15 protein-coding genes are annotated in these 19,851 nt (G+C 33.3%); 6 read left to right on the top strand and 9 right to left on the bottom strand.

Features of this window, described 5'->3' with window-relative positions; translation table 11 throughout:
- Positions 1-33 precede the first annotated feature (33 nt).
- Positions 34-1,272, bottom strand: a complete 1,239-nt coding sequence (locus tag ACFO5Y_RS10330) for an extracellular solute-binding protein (protein ID WP_197104652.1) — start codon at positions 1,270-1,272, stop codon at positions 34-36.
- A 235-nt stretch (positions 1,273-1,507) separates the two neighbouring features.
- Between ACFO5Y_RS10330 and ACFO5Y_RS10335 the strand changes: the two genes are divergently transcribed.
- Both ACFO5Y_RS10335 and ACFO5Y_RS10340 read left to right on the top strand, forming a co-directional pair.
- The gene (locus ACFO5Y_RS10335) at positions 1,508-2,512 is read left to right on the top strand and encodes a LacI family DNA-binding transcriptional regulator (RefSeq protein WP_197104605.1); all 1,005 of its coding nucleotides are present in this window, start codon (positions 1,508-1,510) and stop codon (positions 2,510-2,512) included.
- A gap of 164 nt (positions 2,513-2,676) precedes the next feature.
- Positions 2,677-5,673, top strand: coding sequence for a glycoside hydrolase family 2 TIM barrel-domain containing protein (locus ACFO5Y_RS10340; protein ID WP_197104604.1), 2,997 nt, complete (start codon positions 2,677-2,679; stop codon positions 5,671-5,673).
- A gap of 141 nt (positions 5,674-5,814) precedes the next feature.
- On the opposite strand, the gene ACFO5Y_RS10345 is transcribed toward ACFO5Y_RS10340, so the two are convergent.
- The 4 genes from ACFO5Y_RS10345 to ACFO5Y_RS10360 all read right to left on the bottom strand — a co-directional run bounded on the left by ACFO5Y_RS10345 (position 5,815) and on the right by ACFO5Y_RS10360 (position 10,007).
- Positions 5,815-6,921 carry an ABC transporter ATP-binding protein gene (locus tag ACFO5Y_RS10345; protein WP_197104603.1) on the bottom strand — a complete coding sequence of 369 codons (1,107 nt, stop codon included), beginning with the start codon at positions 6,919-6,921 and terminating at the stop codon, positions 5,815-5,817.
- Between the two features lie 30 nt (positions 6,922-6,951).
- Positions 6,952-7,770, bottom strand: coding sequence for a carbohydrate ABC transporter permease (locus tag ACFO5Y_RS10350; protein ID WP_197104602.1), 819 nt, complete (start codon positions 7,768-7,770; stop codon positions 6,952-6,954).
- Positions 7,763-8,635 carry a carbohydrate ABC transporter permease gene (locus tag ACFO5Y_RS10355; RefSeq protein WP_197104601.1) on the bottom strand — a complete coding sequence of 291 codons (873 nt, stop codon included), beginning with the start codon at positions 8,633-8,635 and terminating at the stop codon, positions 7,763-7,765. Before ACFO5Y_RS10355 ends, ACFO5Y_RS10350 begins: the two co-directional genes overlap by 8 nt.
- A gap of 91 nt (positions 8,636-8,726) precedes the next feature.
- The gene (locus ACFO5Y_RS10360) at positions 8,727-10,007 is read right to left on the bottom strand and encodes an ABC transporter substrate-binding protein (protein WP_197104600.1); all 1,281 of its coding nucleotides are present in this window, start codon (positions 10,005-10,007) and stop codon (positions 8,727-8,729) included.
- A 126-nt stretch (positions 10,008-10,133) separates the two neighbouring features.
- Here ACFO5Y_RS10360 and ACFO5Y_RS10365 point away from each other — a divergent pair, with 126 nt between their 5' ends.
- Positions 10,134-10,970: an AraC family transcriptional regulator gene (locus tag ACFO5Y_RS10365; protein ID WP_197104599.1), complete on the top strand. Its 837-nt coding sequence runs from the start codon at positions 10,134-10,136 to the stop codon at positions 10,968-10,970.
- Positions 10,971-11,026: 56 nt separating this feature from the next.
- Here ACFO5Y_RS10365 and ACFO5Y_RS10370 read toward each other — a convergent pair whose 3' ends face one another.
- The 4 genes from ACFO5Y_RS10370 to ACFO5Y_RS10385 are packed head-to-tail and all read right to left on the bottom strand — an operon-like array spanning position 11,027 to position 16,957.
- Positions 11,027-13,198, bottom strand: coding sequence for an alpha-galactosidase (locus ACFO5Y_RS10370; protein WP_197104598.1), 2,172 nt, complete (start codon positions 13,196-13,198; stop codon positions 11,027-11,029).
- A 53-nt stretch (positions 13,199-13,251) separates the two neighbouring features.
- Complete coding sequence (galE, locus tag ACFO5Y_RS10375) at positions 13,252-14,241, bottom strand: UDP-glucose 4-epimerase GalE (RefSeq protein ID WP_197104597.1); 990 nt, start codon at positions 14,239-14,241, stop codon at positions 13,252-13,254.
- A gap of 12 nt (positions 14,242-14,253) precedes the next feature.
- Complete coding sequence (galT, locus tag ACFO5Y_RS10380) at positions 14,254-15,756, bottom strand: UDP-glucose--hexose-1-phosphate uridylyltransferase (RefSeq protein WP_331459524.1); 1,503 nt, start codon at positions 15,754-15,756, stop codon at positions 14,254-14,256.
- Between the two features lie 22 nt (positions 15,757-15,778).
- On the bottom strand, positions 15,779-16,957 hold the full coding sequence (locus tag ACFO5Y_RS10385; RefSeq protein WP_197104596.1) for a galactokinase: 1,179 nt from the start codon (positions 16,955-16,957) through the stop codon (positions 15,779-15,781).
- 298 nt (positions 16,958-17,255) lie between these two features.
- On the opposite strand from ACFO5Y_RS10385, the gene ACFO5Y_RS10390 reads away from it, so the two are divergent.
- The 3 genes from ACFO5Y_RS10390 (at position 17,256) to ACFO5Y_RS10400 (ending at position 19,633) form a co-directional block, all read left to right on the top strand.
- On the top strand, positions 17,256-17,813 hold the full coding sequence (locus tag ACFO5Y_RS10390; protein ID WP_197104595.1) for a sugar O-acetyltransferase: 558 nt from the start codon (positions 17,256-17,258) through the stop codon (positions 17,811-17,813).
- 55 nt (positions 17,814-17,868) lie between these two features.
- On the top strand, positions 17,869-18,897 hold the full coding sequence (locus ACFO5Y_RS10395; RefSeq protein ID WP_197104594.1) for an aldose epimerase family protein: 1,029 nt from the start codon (positions 17,869-17,871) through the stop codon (positions 18,895-18,897).
- A gap of 136 nt (positions 18,898-19,033) precedes the next feature.
- Entirely contained in the window at positions 19,034-19,633 is a 600-nt protein-coding gene (locus ACFO5Y_RS10400; protein ID WP_197104650.1) for an ROK family protein, read from the top strand.
- Positions 19,634-19,851: the final 218 nt, after the last annotated feature.

Below are 19,851 nucleotides of genomic sequence, written 5' to 3' on the forward strand. Positions count from 1 at the left end.
CATAAATACTACACTCCCTTAATAAGTTACTTATTATTGTCCTAGTGATTGGATTGTAGAAACAATTTGTTCCACTGCACTGTCGAGTGCTTCTTGAGGATTTCCAGATCCATTTGCGATTGTTTGTAAAGCTGTATCAATCGGCTCCCAGACTGAGTTCATTTCTGTTATACCAGGCGTTACTTGCGCATATTGTGATTGCGTAGCTATCGCTGTTGCCACTTCACTTTCAGAAACAATTGGGTCATCTGATAGGCTTGCTACTGCAGGTACTTCTAATGTTTTTTCATATCTTACTTTTGAGTTTTCTTCATTAGTTAAAAATTTAATAAATTCTTCAGCTAACTCTTTGTTCTCTGAATAACTTGAAACATTATAACTTTTTACTCCTATAAATGACCCCATATGTTCACCATTAGGTAATAGTGGTAATTCCGTAACACCAAAATCAATTCCTGCTGATGTAAACGGTTCAACATTCCAAGGTCCAGAAATTACGGCTGCAGCTTTACCTTCTGAGAATAGTGCGTCTAACATATTAATACCTTGTTCACCAACAATACCTGAAGGGAATATTCCATCAGCATAAAATTGTTGAATATATTCTGCAGCTTCAACCGCACCATCATTGTTCAATCCTATATCTTGTGGATCGTACTCTCCATCTTCATTCTGACCAAATACATAACCACCGTATGCATCTATTACTCCTCCTGCATAGTATAATTGATCCCAAAGTGCTAGAAATGCGAATTGTTCACTTGTGTTGAATTCTTGGGACAGCTCATACCACTCATCTGTTGTTTGTGGTAAATCCGATTCTTCAATTAACTCTTTATTATAGAATAGTATTTGCGTTTCTACTGCTTTGGGTAAGCCATAAATCGCATCTCCAATCATTTGAGATTCTAATGCAGATTCAACATAAATCCTTTTTGTTTCTTCATCAAGAGTCAACTCAGAAATCAACCCTTCAGTTACCGAGGTTCCTAATTGATCTGCTGGCATGGTTAATACGTCTGGCCCAGAACCAGCTGGTCCGTCTAATCTTAAATCTTCAATCTGTTGAGCATAATTTTTCTCAATAACTTCAACTGTTACATTGTATTCCTCTTCAAAAGCCGCTACAGCATCTTCAATTCCAATAGCTTTATCTTGATCTTCCCATATTACTAGTGTTTGCCCTTCACCATTACCTGTTGTCTCAGCAGATTCACCAGTATCTGTTTCTGAATCAGGTGCACATCCTATAAGTATTACAACCAAAAGCATTAATAAACTAGTCAACTTTACATTTTTTCTCAAAACTATTCCTCCTCTTAATAAAAGCGCTTTCTTTACTACTATGATACGTTTATAGTATATTTAAGTAAATAGTTTATAAACATTTTTTGATTATTTAGTAAATGTTTTTACTTATTTTGTAGTAATATATGTCATAGACATGTAAACGACCAAGTAAAAAAATATACTAATTACATCTATTTATTAATTAAGGAGGATATAAATGGTTACATTAAAAAACATATCAGAAAAAACTGGATTTTCAGTATCGACAATATCTAGATTATTAAACAATGATTTAACTTTATCAGTCACAGAAGATACAAAAAACATTATACTCACCGCTGCCCTGGACTTGGGGTATCCAAAAGAAAAAATCAAATTAAGTATTTATGATATTAGCGTCTACTACTGGGTAACAGATATCGAAGAGCTACATGACACATACTTTAGAGAATTAAGACTACATCTTAGTGAAAATAGTGAAAAACATAACATGAAACTCCATTATATTAGTAAAAATGAAGGTATTAAAAAAAGTATAAAAGGAGCTGACTCTTTTATTGCTATAGGCAGTTTCTCAAAAGAAGAAGTTACCTACCTAAACAAAAAGTATAGTTACGGCGTCTTTTTAGAATCTAATGTTCTTAGTGAAAAATTTGATACAGTTAATCCAGACTTAGATTGGATTACTAAAAATGCTATCAATCTAATGTTGAGTGCTGGACATAAAAATATAGGATTAATTTGTGGTGGATATTTTGAACCCGATTCTAACATGAAAATTCTTGATAGACGTGAAAGCGCCTTTAGACAATATTTAAGTACGTTTGGATTATTGAAGGAAGAAAATATATATACTGGCGGGAAATTTTCTGTTGAGACTGGCCATAAATTAGGTCAGAAAATCGTAGAAAATAACACGCTTAAATCACTACCTACAGCCTTTTTTGTAGCATCAGACCCTATTGCAGTTGGTGTTTTACAGGTTTTTAATGAAAATAAAATTCATGTTCCTAGTAATACAAATCTTATAAGCATTAATGATATTAATATTGCAAAATATATTTCACCGAGTTTATCTACCTATCATATTGATCGCTTTGCTTTAGCTAATACTGCCATCTTATTATTAAAAGACCAAAGAGAAAACCCTCGTCCTTTTAATAAAACTGTCTATGTTGGAGCGAATTTTATTGAGAGAGAGAGTTTTAAACCTAGAAAATAATTTTTTATGTTTCATTTATCCTAGTCATCATAAAACAGAAACATTTTTACATAAAAAATATGCAAAAACATATACCATTTTCGTTATAATATCAATATACTTAAGTAAAGGCTTACAAATATGTTATGTGGGCTTTCTTAATTACATTGAGAGGTGGATATATTATGTTATTAACAAATTATTTTGAAGATTTATCTGTAAACGAAGTCAATACTCTTCCTAGAAGAAACTACTTTATACCATATAAAAACAGGCAAGAAGCTCAAGAAAATCCTAACCGACGAGACTCATCTTACTATCACGACTTAAATGGGACTTGGGACTTTCATTACTTTGAAAACGTTCGATTAATTGAACAGCCTTATTGGTTATCAGAAAAAAGTGAACAAATTACCTTTGATTCCATTGCGGTTCCTAGCTGTTGGCAGTTATCTGGATATGGACAAATTCAATATACCAACGTTGAATTTCCGATTCCTTATAATCCCCCGTACGCACCATATGAAAATCCAGCAGGATTATATCGTCGTAAATTTACAATAGATAATTATAACTCTAGCTCTGATTACCATATTAACTTTGAAGGTGTTGATTCCTCTTTTTATGTTTGGGTTAATGACGAATTCATTGGTTTTTCTAAAATCTCTCATTCAAATACAGAATTTGATATCTCTTCTTTTGTACATGATGGTCAAAATGAAATTTCTGTTTTAGTCATTCAATGGGGCGATGCTACTTATTTAGAAGATCAAGATAAATTTAGATATAGTGGTATTTTTAGAGATGTATATTTATTGGAAAGAAGTCCACAAAGATTAAATCATTTTGTTATTACACCTGATATTTCTGAAGATTTAAATACCGCATCCATTGATATCCAATTTCTTGATTTTCGAGAATTAGGCGAGATTCATTTCTCTTTACTTGATCCTAATGGTGATATTATTGAAAATAGACAACTAGATGTTTCGCAATCCCATACGATTGAAATAGAGTCTCCAGTTCTGTGGAATGCTGAGGACCCAAATTTATATTTAGTATTATTAGAAACTGAAAATGAAACTTACCGACAAGAGATAGGTATACGCAAAGTTGAAATAAAAGATAACCAACTGTATGTGAATCATAAGTCTATAAAACTGTATGGAGTTAACCACCACGACACTCACCCAGAAACTGGTATGACTGTAAACTTAGATAACCAGATAAATGATTTACAGTTAATGAAAAATTATAATTTCAACGCAATTAGAACAGCTCATTATCCAAAAACTGCTGAGTTTTACGAATTAACCGATCGTTATGGTTTCTACGTAATGAGTGAATCAGATTTTGAATGTCATGGTGTGGTTGACCTATATGGACTAGGCGAAAACGATAATTATAATATGATTGCAGACGATGATCGTTTTAGTTTCGCTATTACAGATCGTATGGAATCAAGCATTGTACCTTTTAGAAATTTTTCTTCTATCATTATGTGGTCGGCAGGAAATGAAGGTGGGTACGGTATTGCAGTCGAGAAAGCATTAAAGCGTGGACGTGAACTCGATAGCACACGTCCTCTACATTATGAAGCTTATTATTATCATAACCCAAATATTGAATACGATGAAACATATATTGATATGTATAGTCGTATGTATCCCTCAGTAGAAGAAATTGATGATAAATATTTTTCAGACACAATTAATCGTCCATTTATCTTATGTGAGTATTCACACGCAATGGGTAATGGTCCAGGTGATTTCAAAGAATATTATGACTACATGATGAGCAAAGATGAATTTATTGGTGCTTTTGTGTGGGAATGGGCTGATCACGCTGTAAATATTAATCGTAATTCGAAAGAACCTGCTATATATCGTTATGGTGGTGATCATGGAGAGTTCCCTCATTATGGTAATTTTTGTATGGACGGGCTAGTTTTTCCTGACAGAACACCGCACACTGGCTTATTAGAATATCGTCAGGTACATAGATATTTACGACTTAAGAAATATGATTTAGAGTCTTCTACTTTCACTTTCAAGAGTACATTTGACTTTACATCCTCTAAGAATCACTACAATGTGAAGGTTGAGTATTTAGACTTAGACGGAAATGTGATTGATAGTGAAGATTTAGATGATATTGATGTGCCAGCCAGAGAATCAAAAGATTACCACTTGAAACTTAAACATAGCTTTGATGACATTTTAAGTCTACGATTTGTATACTTCACTAATAATGATTCTAATTACAATGAACAAGGCTTTGATTATGTGGAAGTACAATCATACTCACCCGCATTCAAAGAAAGTCAGAGTAATGTAACTATTTCTTATGAAGATAATATTGGGTCTATTGATGTTCAAACTGACGGTAATCTAATTCAATTTAATAAAGCTGATGGTGCTATTAAACAGATTTCCAAGAATAACACTAGTTTATTGAATGCTCCCTCTACATGGACAGTATGGAGAGCGCCAATCGATAACGACCGTAATATAAAAAAAGAATGGTATGAAGCCAGATATGACCATTCTTCTACACGAATTCATTCGTATTCAGTAAATGAAACAAGTGAAAGAATTGAATTACTATTTGAGGGCACTCTAAATTTAATGGGTAGACAAAATCTATTAGAATTAACAATCAAATGGACAATTTCTAAAAACGGTGAAATTAGTTTGGATCTAAATGCTCTTAAAGACCCTATTTTCCCATTCTTACCTAGATTTGGGATAATGATGCCATTAAATAAATCTTTTAACGACGTTTCATACTTCGGTAACGGTCCATATGAAAATTATGTTGATAAAAAACACGCAAGCTATCTTGCTTTGTTTAATGCCTCAATTGAAGACCTATATGAACCATATGTAACACCACAAGAAAATGGTGCACATGCTAATGTTAAAAAATTAAATGTGTTAAATAGTGAGAGTGATATAGAGTTTATTAGTGAAGATGGAATTTCATTTAATTTTTCTCAATACTCTACTCAACAATTAACTGACACTAGTCACAGAGATCAGTTAGTGATTGAAGATAATCATTATCTGCATATTGATTACGCTCATAGCGGATTAGGAAGTAATGCTTGTGGGCCAGAGTTAGCGGATGAATATCAATTGAATGAGGATGAATTTAATTTCAAATTTTCTTTTAAAATTTAGTTAACTGATGTAAAGAATATTAAAAATAGGATTAATGACCAATATAAATGTCATTAATCCTATTTTTAATGGAACAAAAAAAGGCGATAGCGCCTTTTTATATACATATTTAGTTTCAATGAAAAGAATTGATTATATTTATTATAAACGAATTACTTCCTCTGTATCAACATCAAAGAAATGAGCTTTATTCATATTAAATCCAAGTTCAACCATTTCGCCTGGGGCATGATAGTCTCTTGTATCAACTTTTGCTACAAAATTATGAGGGCCATGTTCTAAATAAAGCATCGTTTCTGATCCTAAAACTTCTGATACAGTTACTTGTGATTCTATAATCGACTCTGGATTTGCATCTAAAAATATTTGCTCCGACTGAATGTCTTCTGGTCGAATTCCAAAGGTAAGTTCTTTTCCATTATAACCACGGTCTTCTAATAACTTTCTTTGAGGTCCTGTTGTCTGAAGTTGATCTCCATTACCTAAGTCTATAATTCCATCTGTGTATTTTACTCTAAAAAAGTTCATTGCAGGTGAACCTATAAAGCCAGCAACAAACACGTTATCAGGCTTATTATAAACATCCATTGGCGATCCAATTTGTTGAATAAATCCATCTTTCATGATAACAATCCGATCAGCCATTGTCATCGCTTCGGTCTGATCATGTGTAACATAAATTGTAGTTGTATTTAACCGCTTATGTAATCTAGCGATTTCTGTCCTCATCTGTACACGTAATTTAGCATCTAAGTTCGATAGTGGCTCATCCATTAGAAACACTTCTGCATCACGAACAATCGCCCGACCTAAAGCAACCCTTTGTCTTTGTCCACCTGACAATGCTGCTGGCTTTCGTTTAAGATAATCATTTAATCCTAGAATATCCGCTGCATTTTTTACTCGTTTATCAATATCTTTTTTATCGTGTTTTCTTAACTTTAATGCAAAGGCCATATTATCATATACTGTCATATGCGGATATAATGCATAATTTTGGAATACCATAGCGATTCCTCTATCTTTCGAAGGCACATCATTCATTTTCTTACCATCGATTAACAAATCACCTTTAGTGATATCTTCTAATCCCGCAATCATTCTTAGAGTTGTAGACTTTCCACAACCTGACGGACCTACAAACACAATAAATTCATGATCTTTTATGTCAATATTAAAATCTGTTACAGAATAATTATCTGCATTCTCATATTTTTTGTGTACACTATTTAAATTTATATTTACCATTTTATTCTTCCTTTCGCGATCTTCGTTATATTATTTTACTGAGCCTAACATACCTGCTACAAAATATTTTTGCAGAACAAAGAATATGATTACTGTTGGTATCATCGAAACTAAAATCGCCAACATCATCACACCATAGTCTGGTGAATAACTAGATCCTAAATTCGATAATAGTAAAGGAACAGTTTGTTTATCTGGCGTTTGCAATGTAATCAGTGGCCAAATGTAATTGTTCCAACTATTCATAAATGTAATAATCGCAGCAGCAGCAAAAGTATTCTTCATTGTTGGCATATAAACTCGGAAGAATAAGCCAAATTCAGATAACCCATCAATTCGTCCTGCTTCAAGCAATTCTCTAGAGAACATTTTTGTATTTTGTCTAAAGAAAAAGATTAGAAAAGCAGTAGATATATATGGTAAGTATACGGAAGCATATGAATTTATTCCGATTAGTGGACTTACATTTGATAATAAACCGAATAATTGGAATAATGGAATAATTAAAGCAGCGAATGGAATCATCATTGAAGCTAATAAAATATTAAATACAAAATCTGAAACCTTACTTCTATAAATCTCAAAACCATACCCGGCCATTGATCCTAATAGTAAAGATAATACAGTTTGAAAAAATGCGATAATACTTGAATTTTTAAATGCGGTTAATAAGTCTGTTTGTGCAATTAATTTTTGCCAATTCTCAACTAACGCAGCTCCCGGTAATAATCTACCGCTTGTTACATCCATACTTACATTCGTTGCACTTACAATTAAGAAGTAGAATGGGAAAGCAAATATAACTGACATAACTATTAGGAAAATATATGTTAGTACTCTTTTAGTCATCTCTATTACCTACTTTCAATTGAATTAATGACAATACTATGATTACTACAGCGATTACAAATGAAACTGCTGATGCATAACCAAAGTCTGGAGTATACTTGAAACTTAAATTATAGATGTATTGGGATACAGTTAAAGTTGCATCACCTGGTCCACCTTGGGTAATATTCATTGTTTCATCGAACAGTTGAAGTGTACCAATTGTAGATGTAATTGATGTAAATAGAATCACTGGTTTTAATAATGGTACCGTTATTTTAAAGAATTTTTGAATTGGGTTTGCTCCATCAATATCTGCAGCCTCATATACTTGAGGATCTATATTTTGTAAAGCTGATAGGAAAAATATCATATTATAACCGGTCCAACGCCATGTAATGGCGATAATAATAACTACCTTTGCCCATACTGGATGTGATAACCAAAGAATTGGATTGTCTACTAAATTCAGAGACATCAGTAATTGATTAATCACTCCATTATTTGAGAATAAATATTTAAACACTAATGAGTATGCTACCAATGAAGTAACAGAAGGTAGGAAAACTAGAGTTCTAAAGAACCCTCGCATTTTTAATCTCTTCTGATTTAGTAATACAGAAAAGAACATTGCTAGAACAATCATTATTGGAACTTGAAAAATTAGAAATATAATTGTATTGAAAAATGCCTTTTTAAATACTGGGTCATTCATTAATCGTTTATAGTTATCTAAACCTACAAATTCTAAGTTCACCCCTGCTCCACTATTCAACGAAAGTATAAACGATCGAAACATTGGATAAAAATAAAATAAAGTTATTAATAATGTGGGTATAATAATAAATGCCCAACCCATAATTTTATTTCTTTTGCTATTACTCATGTAATTACTCCTAACTTTTAGATAAAGTGAAGCGATACTGTGTATTAATTCACAGCATCGCTTCATTTTTTATATATTTAGAATACTGAGTCTATTGTAGTTGATTTTCGGCTTGTTGCTGTGCGTTTTCAAAGACTTGGTCAATGTCTCCACCAGAGATAAACTCTTGCAATGCAGAAACCATAATATCTTCAATTGCATAAGTGTTCTCACCGTAATTTACTGCTGGAATTTCTTCAGACCATTCCGCAAAATTCTTGTAAATTTGTTGACCACCAAAGTACTCTACTTCAACATCATAAGTGTCAGTTTCAAGTACTGGTAAGTACGTTCCTACAGCACCGATTTCATTCATTACTTGTTCGTAAAATTCTTCACTAGACCCTACTGTTGCTGCTAAAAATTTAGCTGCCTCTTCAGCACCTTCAGTATTTAACACATAGAAAGATGATCCACCTAAGTTAGAAGCATTAACTGCACCTTCAAGTTCTTGTCTAGGCCATGGTACTACTGCCCAATTTCCTGCTTGATCTTCCTGTGCAGTAATAGATGGAGTAATCCAGTTTCCTTGAGGGACACTAGCGACTAAACCACCATTAAATGCTTGAAGCATTTGGGCCCAGTCATTATGTACATTAATTAAACCATCGTCATACATAGCTTTAAAAGTTTCAAAAGCTTCTTTTAATGCTTCATTACCACTAATATTTGGTGTCGTTCCGTCTTCTGTTGTATACCATGACCCACTTCCGTTAATCATTGCTCTGATCAGACCTAAGTCATTTAAATCCATAGAAAGTAACTTAACATCCGTTGCTTCTTGAATTCCTTTTCCTACTTCATGTAACTCTGCCCAAGTAATATCTGTCACATCTTCTAATGTATAACCTGCTTCTTCCAATAAATCAGTTCTAATGTACAACCCAGTTACACCAGTATCAAAAGGTATACCATATAATTGATCACCACTTGAAGTCGCCTCTGTTTTGTAAGAAGCAAAATCGTCTGTATTGATATAATCAGTTAATGGGAAAAATGCATCTGGATATGCTTTTAAGAAACTTTGTGCGCGGTAATCTTCAATTAGAACAATGTTAGGTAAACCATCAGTTACTCCTGAACTAAGCGAAGTGTTTAGTCTTTGAACAATATCATCTTGTGCACTCTCTACGATATTAATTGATACATCTGGATTCTCATCTGCATAAATGTCTTGTGCAATTTCTAAAGCACGAATATTAAATTGAGGATCCCAAGCCCAAGCTGTTAATTCCGTTTGTGCTTTTACCGTCGGATTACCGATACCTACGAAAAGACTTAGTAACATTGTGAAAACCATTAGTACTTTTGAAATAAACCATTTTTTCTTCATGTTTTTCTCCTTTTCTAACCTTTTAATGAAAACGCTTAACATGATTTAATTATAACCTATTTAAAGATGTTTTATATGATATAATGTTTATAAAGTATGGAAATATGTTAACTAGGGGGTACCTTTTTGCGAGAACTATGGAAACATTTTAAAATAGATGACTATGACATAAGAATAGACGAATGTGGCATTCAACAATTTAAATCTGATCAATTTTATTCATACAAAGTGTATCAAAATTTTGTAATACACTTCATTGAAGAAGGTAAGGGCGTTTTTATAGTTGATGATAAAACTTATAATTTATCTGCTAATGAAGGATTTATTATAAGACAAGGACAACATGTTACTTATTATGCAGATAAAGATAATCCATGGAAGACTTATTGGGTTGGCTTTGGTGGTAATGAGTTTTATAAATTTATCAAATATACATCAATTGAAAAGCAGCCTATTATAGAATATCCAAATGATAGCATGATTCCTGAAATCATAAAAAACATTTGTCTATATACTTTGAATACTGATGAGAATGACATAAATTTATTTTGGTATCATTCACATATATATCAACTTCTATATGCATTAAGTACTGAATTCCCTTCAAATAAACAAACAATTTTAACAGAGCAAGGTTACGATGAAATCGCATATGAATATATTAGCATTAATTATCATAAGCAAATTACAATTAATGAAATTGCTTCTTATATTGGGATTAGCAGAAGTTACTTATATAAATTATTTAAAGATACTTATAATATTTCACCTCAAGAATTTCTAATACAAAAACGGATGAATAAGGCGATAGATTTACTTCTTCATACACCTAAACCTATTAATATTATTGCAAAAGAGACCGGCTACGATGATCAACTTCATTTTTCAAAAGCTTTTAAATCAACTTATGGAGTTAGTCCTACTGAATTCAAACGCATTAATAACGTAGAGAAAATAATTTAATTATAATAGACAATCACCGAAGTTTGATGGGCTTCGGCTATTGTCTGTTTTCATTTTTAATTTTTTATTTTATTAAAAATTAATTGCTTACTTAAAAAATCACCCGCAGGTAAATCTATTGTCAATCCGCCGTACATTAACTCTGCTCCAGAATAAATAGTTTGGTTATCATTTAATTGATAAAATCCATCTGGTTCTAATCCTTTTAGTTTAATAGTAGTCTCCATTTGTTCAATCATAGAAAGTATTCGAACATAAGTTACAACAACTTGTCCATCTTTCACAAATTGAACAGCGGTTTCATTTGAGCTTAATCCTGGGTTAATTAAACGATATTGTTTACCTAATTGTACTGTATGACGTATAGTTTTATATCGTGCAATTTGTTCTTTAACACTATCAATTTCTTTGCTCGAAAGGCTTGTCAAGTCCAATTCATATCCTAGGTTCCCCATCATTGCAACATCTCCGCGTGTTTCTAAAGGTGTGCTTCTATTTACTTGATGGTTTGGTGCTACTGATACATGCGCACCCATGGATATGGTAGGGTATAAGTAACTTGATCCGTATTGAATCGCTAATCGATCAATCGCATCAGTATTATCACTTGCCCATACTTGTGGGAAGTATCTCATCATTCCTAAATCATTTCTCCCACCACCACCTGCACAACTTTCAAATAGAACCGTTGGGTATTTATTCGTGATATATTCCGTTATTTCATAAAGATTCAACATATACTTATGTGATTGTTGCATTGTTTCGATGAAGCTACTTCCATTACCAATATTTGTTATATTTCGATTCATATCCCACTTAATATAATCAATATCATGATTCGCTAGAATATAATCAAGTGTTTCTTTAATATACTTCACCACTTCTTTATTAGATAAATCCAATACAAGTTGGCTTCTAGAATACGTATGTTTTCGTCCTGGAGCTTGAATGACCCATTCAGGATGTTCTCGATATAAATTACTTTCTTCAGATATCATTTCTGGCTCTACCCAAAGTCCGAACTGTAATCCTAAATCTTTTACTTCGGTAATTAATTCTTTAAGTGATCCATTTAACTTCTCTTCATTCACGTTCCAGTCTCCCAACGCTCTAAAATCATCACGTCGATCTCCAAACCAACCATCATCTAGAACAAATAATTCGATTCCTGTTTCTTTTGCTGTTTTGGCTAATTCAAGTAACTTTGATTTAGTAAAATCAAAATAAGTCGCCTCCCAGTTATTTATCAATATAGGTCTAATTTTATTTGAAAACCGCCCGGGAATAATATGGTTTTGAACAAAGAATTGACTCTCTTGAGTTAGACCCGTAAAGCCTTTATCCGAAAAATTCATTACTGCTACGGGTGTGTTAAATGATTCTTGCGATTCAAGACCCCATACAAATTTTTCAGAATTTATTCCTGCTAATACTCTTACCTCTCCTAATTGACTTTGTTGTACTTTAATTTTAAAATTTCCACTATACATTAATTGAACTGATAGTGCATTACCATAATCTTCGCTCGTTTCTAAATCGCTCAGAATAATTGATGGTGTATGACTATGTCCAGAGGCTCCGCGATTCGAACTCACTTGAAAAATTCCTTGTTCAAGTTTTATTTCCTTCACTGTTTTTTCTCGGGCATATGCTCCTTGAAAGCTTTTAACCTTGTATTCTTGTTTCGGTAAATCCAACATCACGCTCATTGCCTCATGAAGCTTTATATTTTCATCACCAAGATTAATTACCTCAGAAAATGTTGTGATTGTGTTACTGTCTGAATAAACAGTATAAAACAATTTCAATCCAACCTTAGCAATCTCGTCTTCTAAATAGATAATAAGTGTTTCTGCTTCTTCATCGCTTGTATATGGATTTGGTAACTTTTTAGATTCTTCGATTCCACTAATTATTTCATAATCCTTATATTTAAACTGTAATAATTCATTGTTACTGTGTTCAATTTGAATAGAAGGTTGTCTCGTATCGCCTAAACCAGTAACACCAACGACTTGACGTAATGTGTCCAACGAAAATGTTCGATCGTTTTGCGTTGGATTCGCAGAGAAAGAGTGATCTTTTTCAATTACAGCATTTGAATGATTATATTGATTAATTCTCTTACCTACATGCTTTAAGAATAAATAGCCTTCTCTTTCTTCTAATATAATGGACATATCTTTAGAGTGAATATAAAATAATTGGTCTTTTTTATAAATCGGCATTCATACATCTCCTAATCTTTCTGCTAATATTTATAGTCATGAGAATAATGTAGCTATTCAACATACCCTGCTGGATTTGCTTTATGCCAATTCCAAGCTGTTTGAATAATATCTTCAATTGTTTCATAAGCAGGTTGCCAGCCTAATATCTCTCGGGCTTTCTCACTCGCTGCGACTAACTTCGCTGGGTCTCCTGCGCGTCGTTCTCCCATAATAGCTGGAATATCTTTACCGGTCACCTTACGGGAAGCATCAACGATTTCTTTCACCGAATACCCCGTACTGCTTCCTAAGTTAAAAATCTGACTGTCATTGTGTTGGTTTAAATATTCTAAAGAGAGAATATGTGCTTCAATCAAGTCCTCTACATGCACATAGTCTCGGATACACGTGCCATCTGGCGTGTTATAATCGTCACCGAAGATGGTGATTTCCTCACGTTGTCCTAAAGCTGCTTGGAGTACAATGGGAATCAAATGAGTTTCTGGATCATGATCTTCGCCAATCTCACCGGTTCTTAGTGCGCCGGCAACATTAAAGTATCGTAAGGATACAAATTTAATACCATAGGCCAAATCACACCATTTAATCATGTTCTCCATCATTAACTTACTTTCCCCATAGGGACTCGTCGGTTGTTTAGGCTCGGCCTCGGTGATTAGCGATGCTTCTGCTTCGCCATACACGGCTGCAGTGGATGAAAAGATGATTTTCTTAACATCATTTTCTTGCATGGCTTCTAATAGCACTTCCATACCTACCACATTGTTATTAAAGTATTTTAATGGTTGCTCCACTGATTCACCCACTAATGAGCTCGCAGCGAAATGGAAAATCGCTTCAATCGAATCTTCTTGAATAATTTGATTTAATATTTTTTTATCTCGAATATCGCCCAAATAAAACTTAGCCGAAGCATCCACTGCCTCACGGTGTCCTGTGATTAAATTATCCAGAACGCTCACCGCGTAACCTTTTTTTACTAATTTATTAACGGCGTGGGAACCAATATAGCCCGCACCACCTATAACTAATACATTCATCTCTTTCACCCTTTACACTTGGTTCAATGCGTCGATAAAGCGGATAAAACCTGCTCGACCTTCATCTGTCTGTTTGAATACTCCTGCATCTTCTAAAACGCGTGCAAACTTTTCAGTTAAATTTTCCTCTAGCACTACTTGAACGTTTTCCTCAGTGATTGTCTCTGTTTTCTCTGACATTTCTTTTGCCCATGATTGATGGATCGATGTCACTTCTTCAATGCTTGATTGATTTAAAAGGAAAGCTTTAACCGTTTCCAACTCTGTGACTAATCGTGGTGGTAATACAGCTAGGCCCATCACCTCTATTAGACCAATATTTTCTTTTTTAATATGTTGTACATCTTGATGTGGATGAAAGATTCCGTCAGGATGTTCTTCGCTGACACGATTATTACGAAGAACTAAGTCCATCTCATATTTGCCATCTTTAAATCGGGCAATTGGTGTCACTGTATTATGTCTCACATCATCTGTAAAAGCGATAATATCCAATCCTTCATCAGAATAATTAATCCACTGATCCAAAATAAAGGTAGAAGCATCAACTAAGGCTTTGTTATTCTCACTTCTTAAACGAATCACTGACATCGGCCAATGTACCAATTCCGCTTCAACATCACTAAATCGTTTGATATTAATGTTTTTAAAGCTTTTCGCTTTCTCCATCGGGAAGGTGTGATGCCCACCTTGGTAATGATCATGCGCTAAGATAGAACCTCCCACACGTGGTAAATCTGCATTTGATCCTACAAAATAGTGCGGTAATATTTTAACTATTTCAAGGATATTATTAAAACACTTTCGGTCCACTGCCATCGGCATGTGTGTTTCATTTAAGAAAATAGAATGCTCATTGTAGTAAACATAAGGTGAGTACTGAAAACCATATGTTTCTTTCGGTAAATCCAATCGAATGATGCGATGATTTTGTCGCGCGGCATGATTGGCGTGCCCTTCATAGCCTTCGTTTTCCATACAAAGTGCACATTTAGGATAATGAACACTTGCTTGTTTCGATGCTTTAGCAATTTCTTTTGGATCTTTTTCCGGTTTAGATAAATTTATTGTGACTTCTAAATCCCCATATTCACTTTCACCAGAAAAGATAATATTTTTGGCGATATTTCGTGTTTTAATGTAGTCATTTTGTTGTGATAAGTTATAAAAATAATCTGTAGCATCCTCTGGACTTTCATTATATTTGTCCCAGAAAACATGATTCACTTCAGATGGTAGCGGAGTGATTAAGTCCATAATTCTTGCTTCCATTATCTCAGTGTCGGATTGAGTTTCTTCAATAATGTCTTTCTCTTTTGCATATTGAACTAACTCATCCATATAGTCTAATAGGGTAGTCTCTGTCTGAGCTGACTCAGGCGCACCCGCTTCTTTTAAGTTTAATAAAGCTAATAAGCGATTGACCGAATAATTATAATCTAGTTCATCTAATAAGTTTAATTGAATCGCTTTATCAACAAACTGATGAATTGTTTTTTGAATTGTTAATCCCACAAAATTCCTCCTGTCTGATTATCTAAGCCTCTAACTTCTTAGCACCGTCGCCAATTTCTGCGATATAAAAACTCGCTTTATAACCTATCTTATCTTTATATTCCGTTCCAATTAATTCAATCGCATCAGCTACGACTCCTTTATTAACTAAAGCAATCGCACATCCCCCCATACCAGCACCAGTCATTCGTGCACCTAATACACCTTTTTGTTTCCAAGCCGCCTCTACTAACGTATCCAACTCTATACCTGTCACATCATAATCATCTCGAAGACTAACATGTGACTTATTCAATAGTTCACCAAATGCTTCTAGTTTATTTTCTTTTAGCATTTCTACAGCTTCTTGGGTACGAGAATTTTCATATACGGCATGGCGAGCTCGTTTTACTAAAATATCATTACTTATCAATTCAACGTTCGAATCAAACTCCTCATTCGACAAATCACCTAATGTTTGAATGGATAATTCAGATTGAAGTTCTTTGAGCGCTGTTTCACACTCTTGTCGTCGTTGATTATACTTAGATTCCGCCAATTCTCGACGTTTATTTGTATTCATTATAAGGATCACATTGTCACCAAATTCAGCTGGAACTAAAGTGTAATCTAATGTATTCACATCTAAATAAATGGCGCTTCCCTCTTTGCCCATACCTACCGCAAATTGATCCATGATGCCAGAATTTAACCCTATAAATTCATTTTCAACTTTTTGACCAAGTTTTACTAAATCTAAACGCTCTAAATCTAAATCAAACTCATGCTCAAGCATCACACCGATTAACAATTCCAAAGAAGCTGATGAAGAAAGTCCTGCTCCATTCGGGATATTTCCATAGATTAGTAAATCAAACCCTCGGTCAACTTTATGACCCGCTTCTTGAATATATTTAATCATCCCTTTTACATAGTTTGTCCAATTGTCTTCTTTATTAAAACTCAATTCTTCTAAATCAAATGAGATAATTCCTAATTCTTCAAAATTCTCAGATAGACAATTGACTTGACCGTCTTCACGTAATCTAACTATCCCTAATGTCCCTTGAGTAATCGCACAAGGTAGCACATGCCCTCCATTGTAATCAACGTGTTCGCCAATTAAGTTCACACGACCTGGGGAGAAATATGTAGATGTGGGTTTCTCGCCAAATTTGTCTGTGAATTTCATTTTTAATTCCTTAATAATTTGTGCTTCCATAAAATACCTCCATTTAGACTATAAAACCTGTCACCAATTATTCTAAAATCTATTTTCCTCTTGTTAAGTTAAACGTTTTCATTTAGAATTATAACACATCTATCCATATTATCATCATCGAATTGTTACAAATTTACAAATTGCTTTTTCACAAATAACATGACTAAACCTCTACAAATTAACAAAAGTCGTATTTACAAAGTTATTCTTTGTGAAAAATCAGGAATTATAGTCTTTTTTTATTTCGATTTTAGATAACTTAGGTCAATATAAATATTATTATAGAAAGGTTGATATCATGGACACACAAGAAATTTATAAAAAAATGCATTCTGGAGAAATTTATTTTGAGAACTCTGAGACACTAGATGACCAAGCTAAATACCGTGACTTACTTTTTCACTTTAATCATACTTTACCTAGTGATATAAAAAAGAAAGCAGAAATTCAAGAAAAGCTTCTTGGCTCTATAGGAAAAAACTCTTATATCGAACCTCCTTTTCATGCTAATTGGGGTAAAAATACATATATTGGGGAGAATGTTTATATTAATTTCAGCTTAACCTTAGTTGATGACACTCGCGTCGAAATACAAGATCATGTAATGATTGGACCTAACGTCACCATTTCCACCGCCTCACATCCTTTGGATTCTGAATTACGACTAAAAAGTGCTCAGTTTAATAAGCCTGTTGTCATTGAAAAAAATGCTTGGATTGGAGCAAATGTTACAATTTTTCCTGGTGTTGTTATTGGCGAAAATAGCGTTATTGGTGCTGGTAGTATCGTAACTAAAGATATCCCTAGTAATGTGCTAGCATTTGGTTCACCTTGTAAAATTATAAAAAAAATATAAATTCTTATCTGTAATATTTTATTAAAATTAACATTATGGAGGCGTTTACTTAATTATGGATTATACAATTAAACACTTTGGTTCTTATAAAGGTAAAGATTATGATCTGATTCAAATTTCGAATAGAAATGTTGTCATTTCATTCACCAATCTAGGAGCTCGTATTAATCAATGGAAGATTGGTTCGGATAATTTGATACTTGGATTTGATAACCCACTGGAAGCTGAAAAAGGAAAAAGTTATTATTACGGTGCTTCGATTGGGAGAGTTGCTGGGAGAATCACTCGAGGAAAATTTAGTATCGATAGTAAAAAATATCAGCTGCCTCTGAATGAAGGGGATAATCACTTACATGGAGGTCCGAATGGTTTTGATTTAAAGTATTGGGACTATGACATCACACAAACAAACTCAGAAATTAGTATTACATTTAATTTAACTGATCAAGATGGAGAGAATGATTTCCCTGGCACTTTAAAAGCACAAGTAATCCATACTTATTCCACAGATAATGAGTGGAAAGTGACATTTAAAGCCAAATCAGATAAAGATACTCTCTTCAACCCAACAAATCATGTTTACTTTAACTTGAATGGATCACATTCGAAATCAATACTTAATCATAAACTTAAAATCGAAGCTAATTCCTTTGTCCCTGTTAAAGCAGATGGCACACCAGTTGGTGATTTCATGAGTGTAGAAGGCACTGCTTTTGATGTTCGAGATCGTAAGATTATTGGTGATTTATTTGGTTTGAATGATGAACAAGTTGAACTAAAAGATGGTTTTGATCATCCATTTGTCATTCAAGACAATGCTTCTGATACTCCAATAATATTGTCGGTGCCTGAATTAAATCGCCGAATTGAAGTGTCCACAGATCGAAATTCAGTCGTAGTTTATACACATAATGTTGTTGACCCACCAATGACTATTTGGGGTGAAGAGTTAAAACCATATGCGGGAATTACGCTTGAAACACAAATCATACCAGATGCGATTAATCATGAAGGTTTTGGGAATGATGTTTTGAGACAAGGGGATTTATTTGAAAGTAGTACTGTATATAAATTAGTATACTAGTTTATATACCATCCTTTATTAATAACAAATTTTTAACTAAAGCTTTTCTACCCCACAAGGTTAGAAAAGCTTTTATTTTAAATACAAAAAAGCAACAAATTTTGTTGCTTCATCAAAAATACAATTTTTTTAAGATATATCAGCTAACTTAGCTGCAATTGGAGAATATACTTATTCAACAAAGCAAAATAGAATAATCAACATTAATATCCGTTCAGGTATCGGAGCAGGTATAACTTATCTTGGTAGGATGCAAAAAGGGACTCACGGAAGATTCGGTGAAATAGCACACACTATTTTATTTCCAAACGGTGTAGAATGCCCCTGTGGAAATAGAGGATGCTTAGAAAGATATGCCTCTCTAAACGTACTTTGCAATACTATTAAAGAAAAAAAGGGTTTGGAAACTATTGAAATTAACGAAATTGCTGAATTTTGGACTAATCAAGATAGATTAGTTACTAATGAAGTATTAACTAATCTTGAATATTTAAGTATCGGAATTAATAATCTTATTTCATCATTTGATCCAGATGAAATTATTATTAATAGTCCCCTTGTCAATAAAATACCGGAGTTATTATCTTATATCAAAGATAATTTAAAAAGCCATCTTACAAAAGAAACAAAATTATCTATCAGCTGCTTAACTGATAAAGCCACTGTTTACGGTGGGATTGCTGTTGTTTCTTCATCTTATTTAAATATTCCAGATTTAAAATTTTTGAATGAATAGACTATATATATACTTGTTATTTTATATTCTAAATACCAATAATTGGAATACTTAAAGCAGAGGTTTTAGTTATTTAATCAGTCGATATATTATTAAAAAAATAATATTTCAACTTAAATAATAAATATAGTGCAAAAATTTTAGGATAAAGTGGATATATCGGTCTTAAAGAGCCACTTCGTCGGACATAATTGAGCCACCTAAATCGCTCCTGCTAG

This window comes from Ruoffia tabacinasalis, from assembly GCF_042652985.1.
Lineage (GTDB): Bacteria > Bacillota > Bacilli > Lactobacillales > Aerococcaceae > Ruoffia > Ruoffia tabacinasalis.

Excerpts from the sequence above, each read along its gene's own strand:
- ACFO5Y_RS10370 (WP_197104598.1), bottom strand. The coding sequence starts at position 13,198 with ATGCCGATTTATAAAAAAGACCAATTATTTTATATTCACTCTAAAGAT.
- ACFO5Y_RS10390 (WP_197104595.1), top strand. The coding sequence starts at position 17,256 with ATGGACACACAAGAAATTTATAAAAAAATGCATTCTGGAGAAATTTAT.
- ACFO5Y_RS10395 (WP_197104594.1), top strand. The coding sequence starts at position 17,869 with ATGGATTATACAATTAAACACTTTGGTTCTTATAAAGGTAAAGATTAT.
- ACFO5Y_RS10355 (WP_197104601.1), bottom strand. The coding sequence starts at position 8,635 with ATGAGTAATAGCAAAAGAAATAAAATTATGGGTTGGGCATTTATTATT.
- ACFO5Y_RS10340 (WP_197104604.1), top strand. The coding sequence starts at position 2,677 with ATGTTATTAACAAATTATTTTGAAGATTTATCTGTAAACGAAGTCAAT.
- ACFO5Y_RS10385 (WP_197104596.1), bottom strand. The coding sequence starts at position 16,957 with ATGGAAGCACAAATTATTAAGGAATTAAAAATGAAATTCACAGACAAA.
- ACFO5Y_RS10330 (WP_197104652.1), bottom strand. The coding sequence starts at position 1,272 with ATGCTTTTGGTTGTAATACTTATAGGATGTGCACCTGATTCAGAAACA.
- ACFO5Y_RS10360 (WP_197104600.1), bottom strand. The coding sequence starts at position 10,007 with ATGAAGAAAAAATGGTTTATTTCAAAAGTACTAATGGTTTTCACAATG.
- galE (WP_197104597.1), bottom strand. The coding sequence starts at position 14,241 with ATGAATGTATTAGTTATAGGTGGTGCGGGCTATATTGGTTCCCACGCC.
- ACFO5Y_RS10345 (WP_197104603.1), bottom strand. The coding sequence starts at position 6,921 with ATGGTAAATATAAATTTAAATAGTGTACACAAAAAATATGAGAATGCA.
- ACFO5Y_RS10335 (WP_197104605.1), top strand. The coding sequence starts at position 1,508 with ATGGTTACATTAAAAAACATATCAGAAAAAACTGGATTTTCAGTATCG.
- ACFO5Y_RS10350 (WP_197104602.1), bottom strand. The coding sequence starts at position 7,770 with ATGACTAAAAGAGTACTAACATATATTTTCCTAATAGTTATGTCAGTT.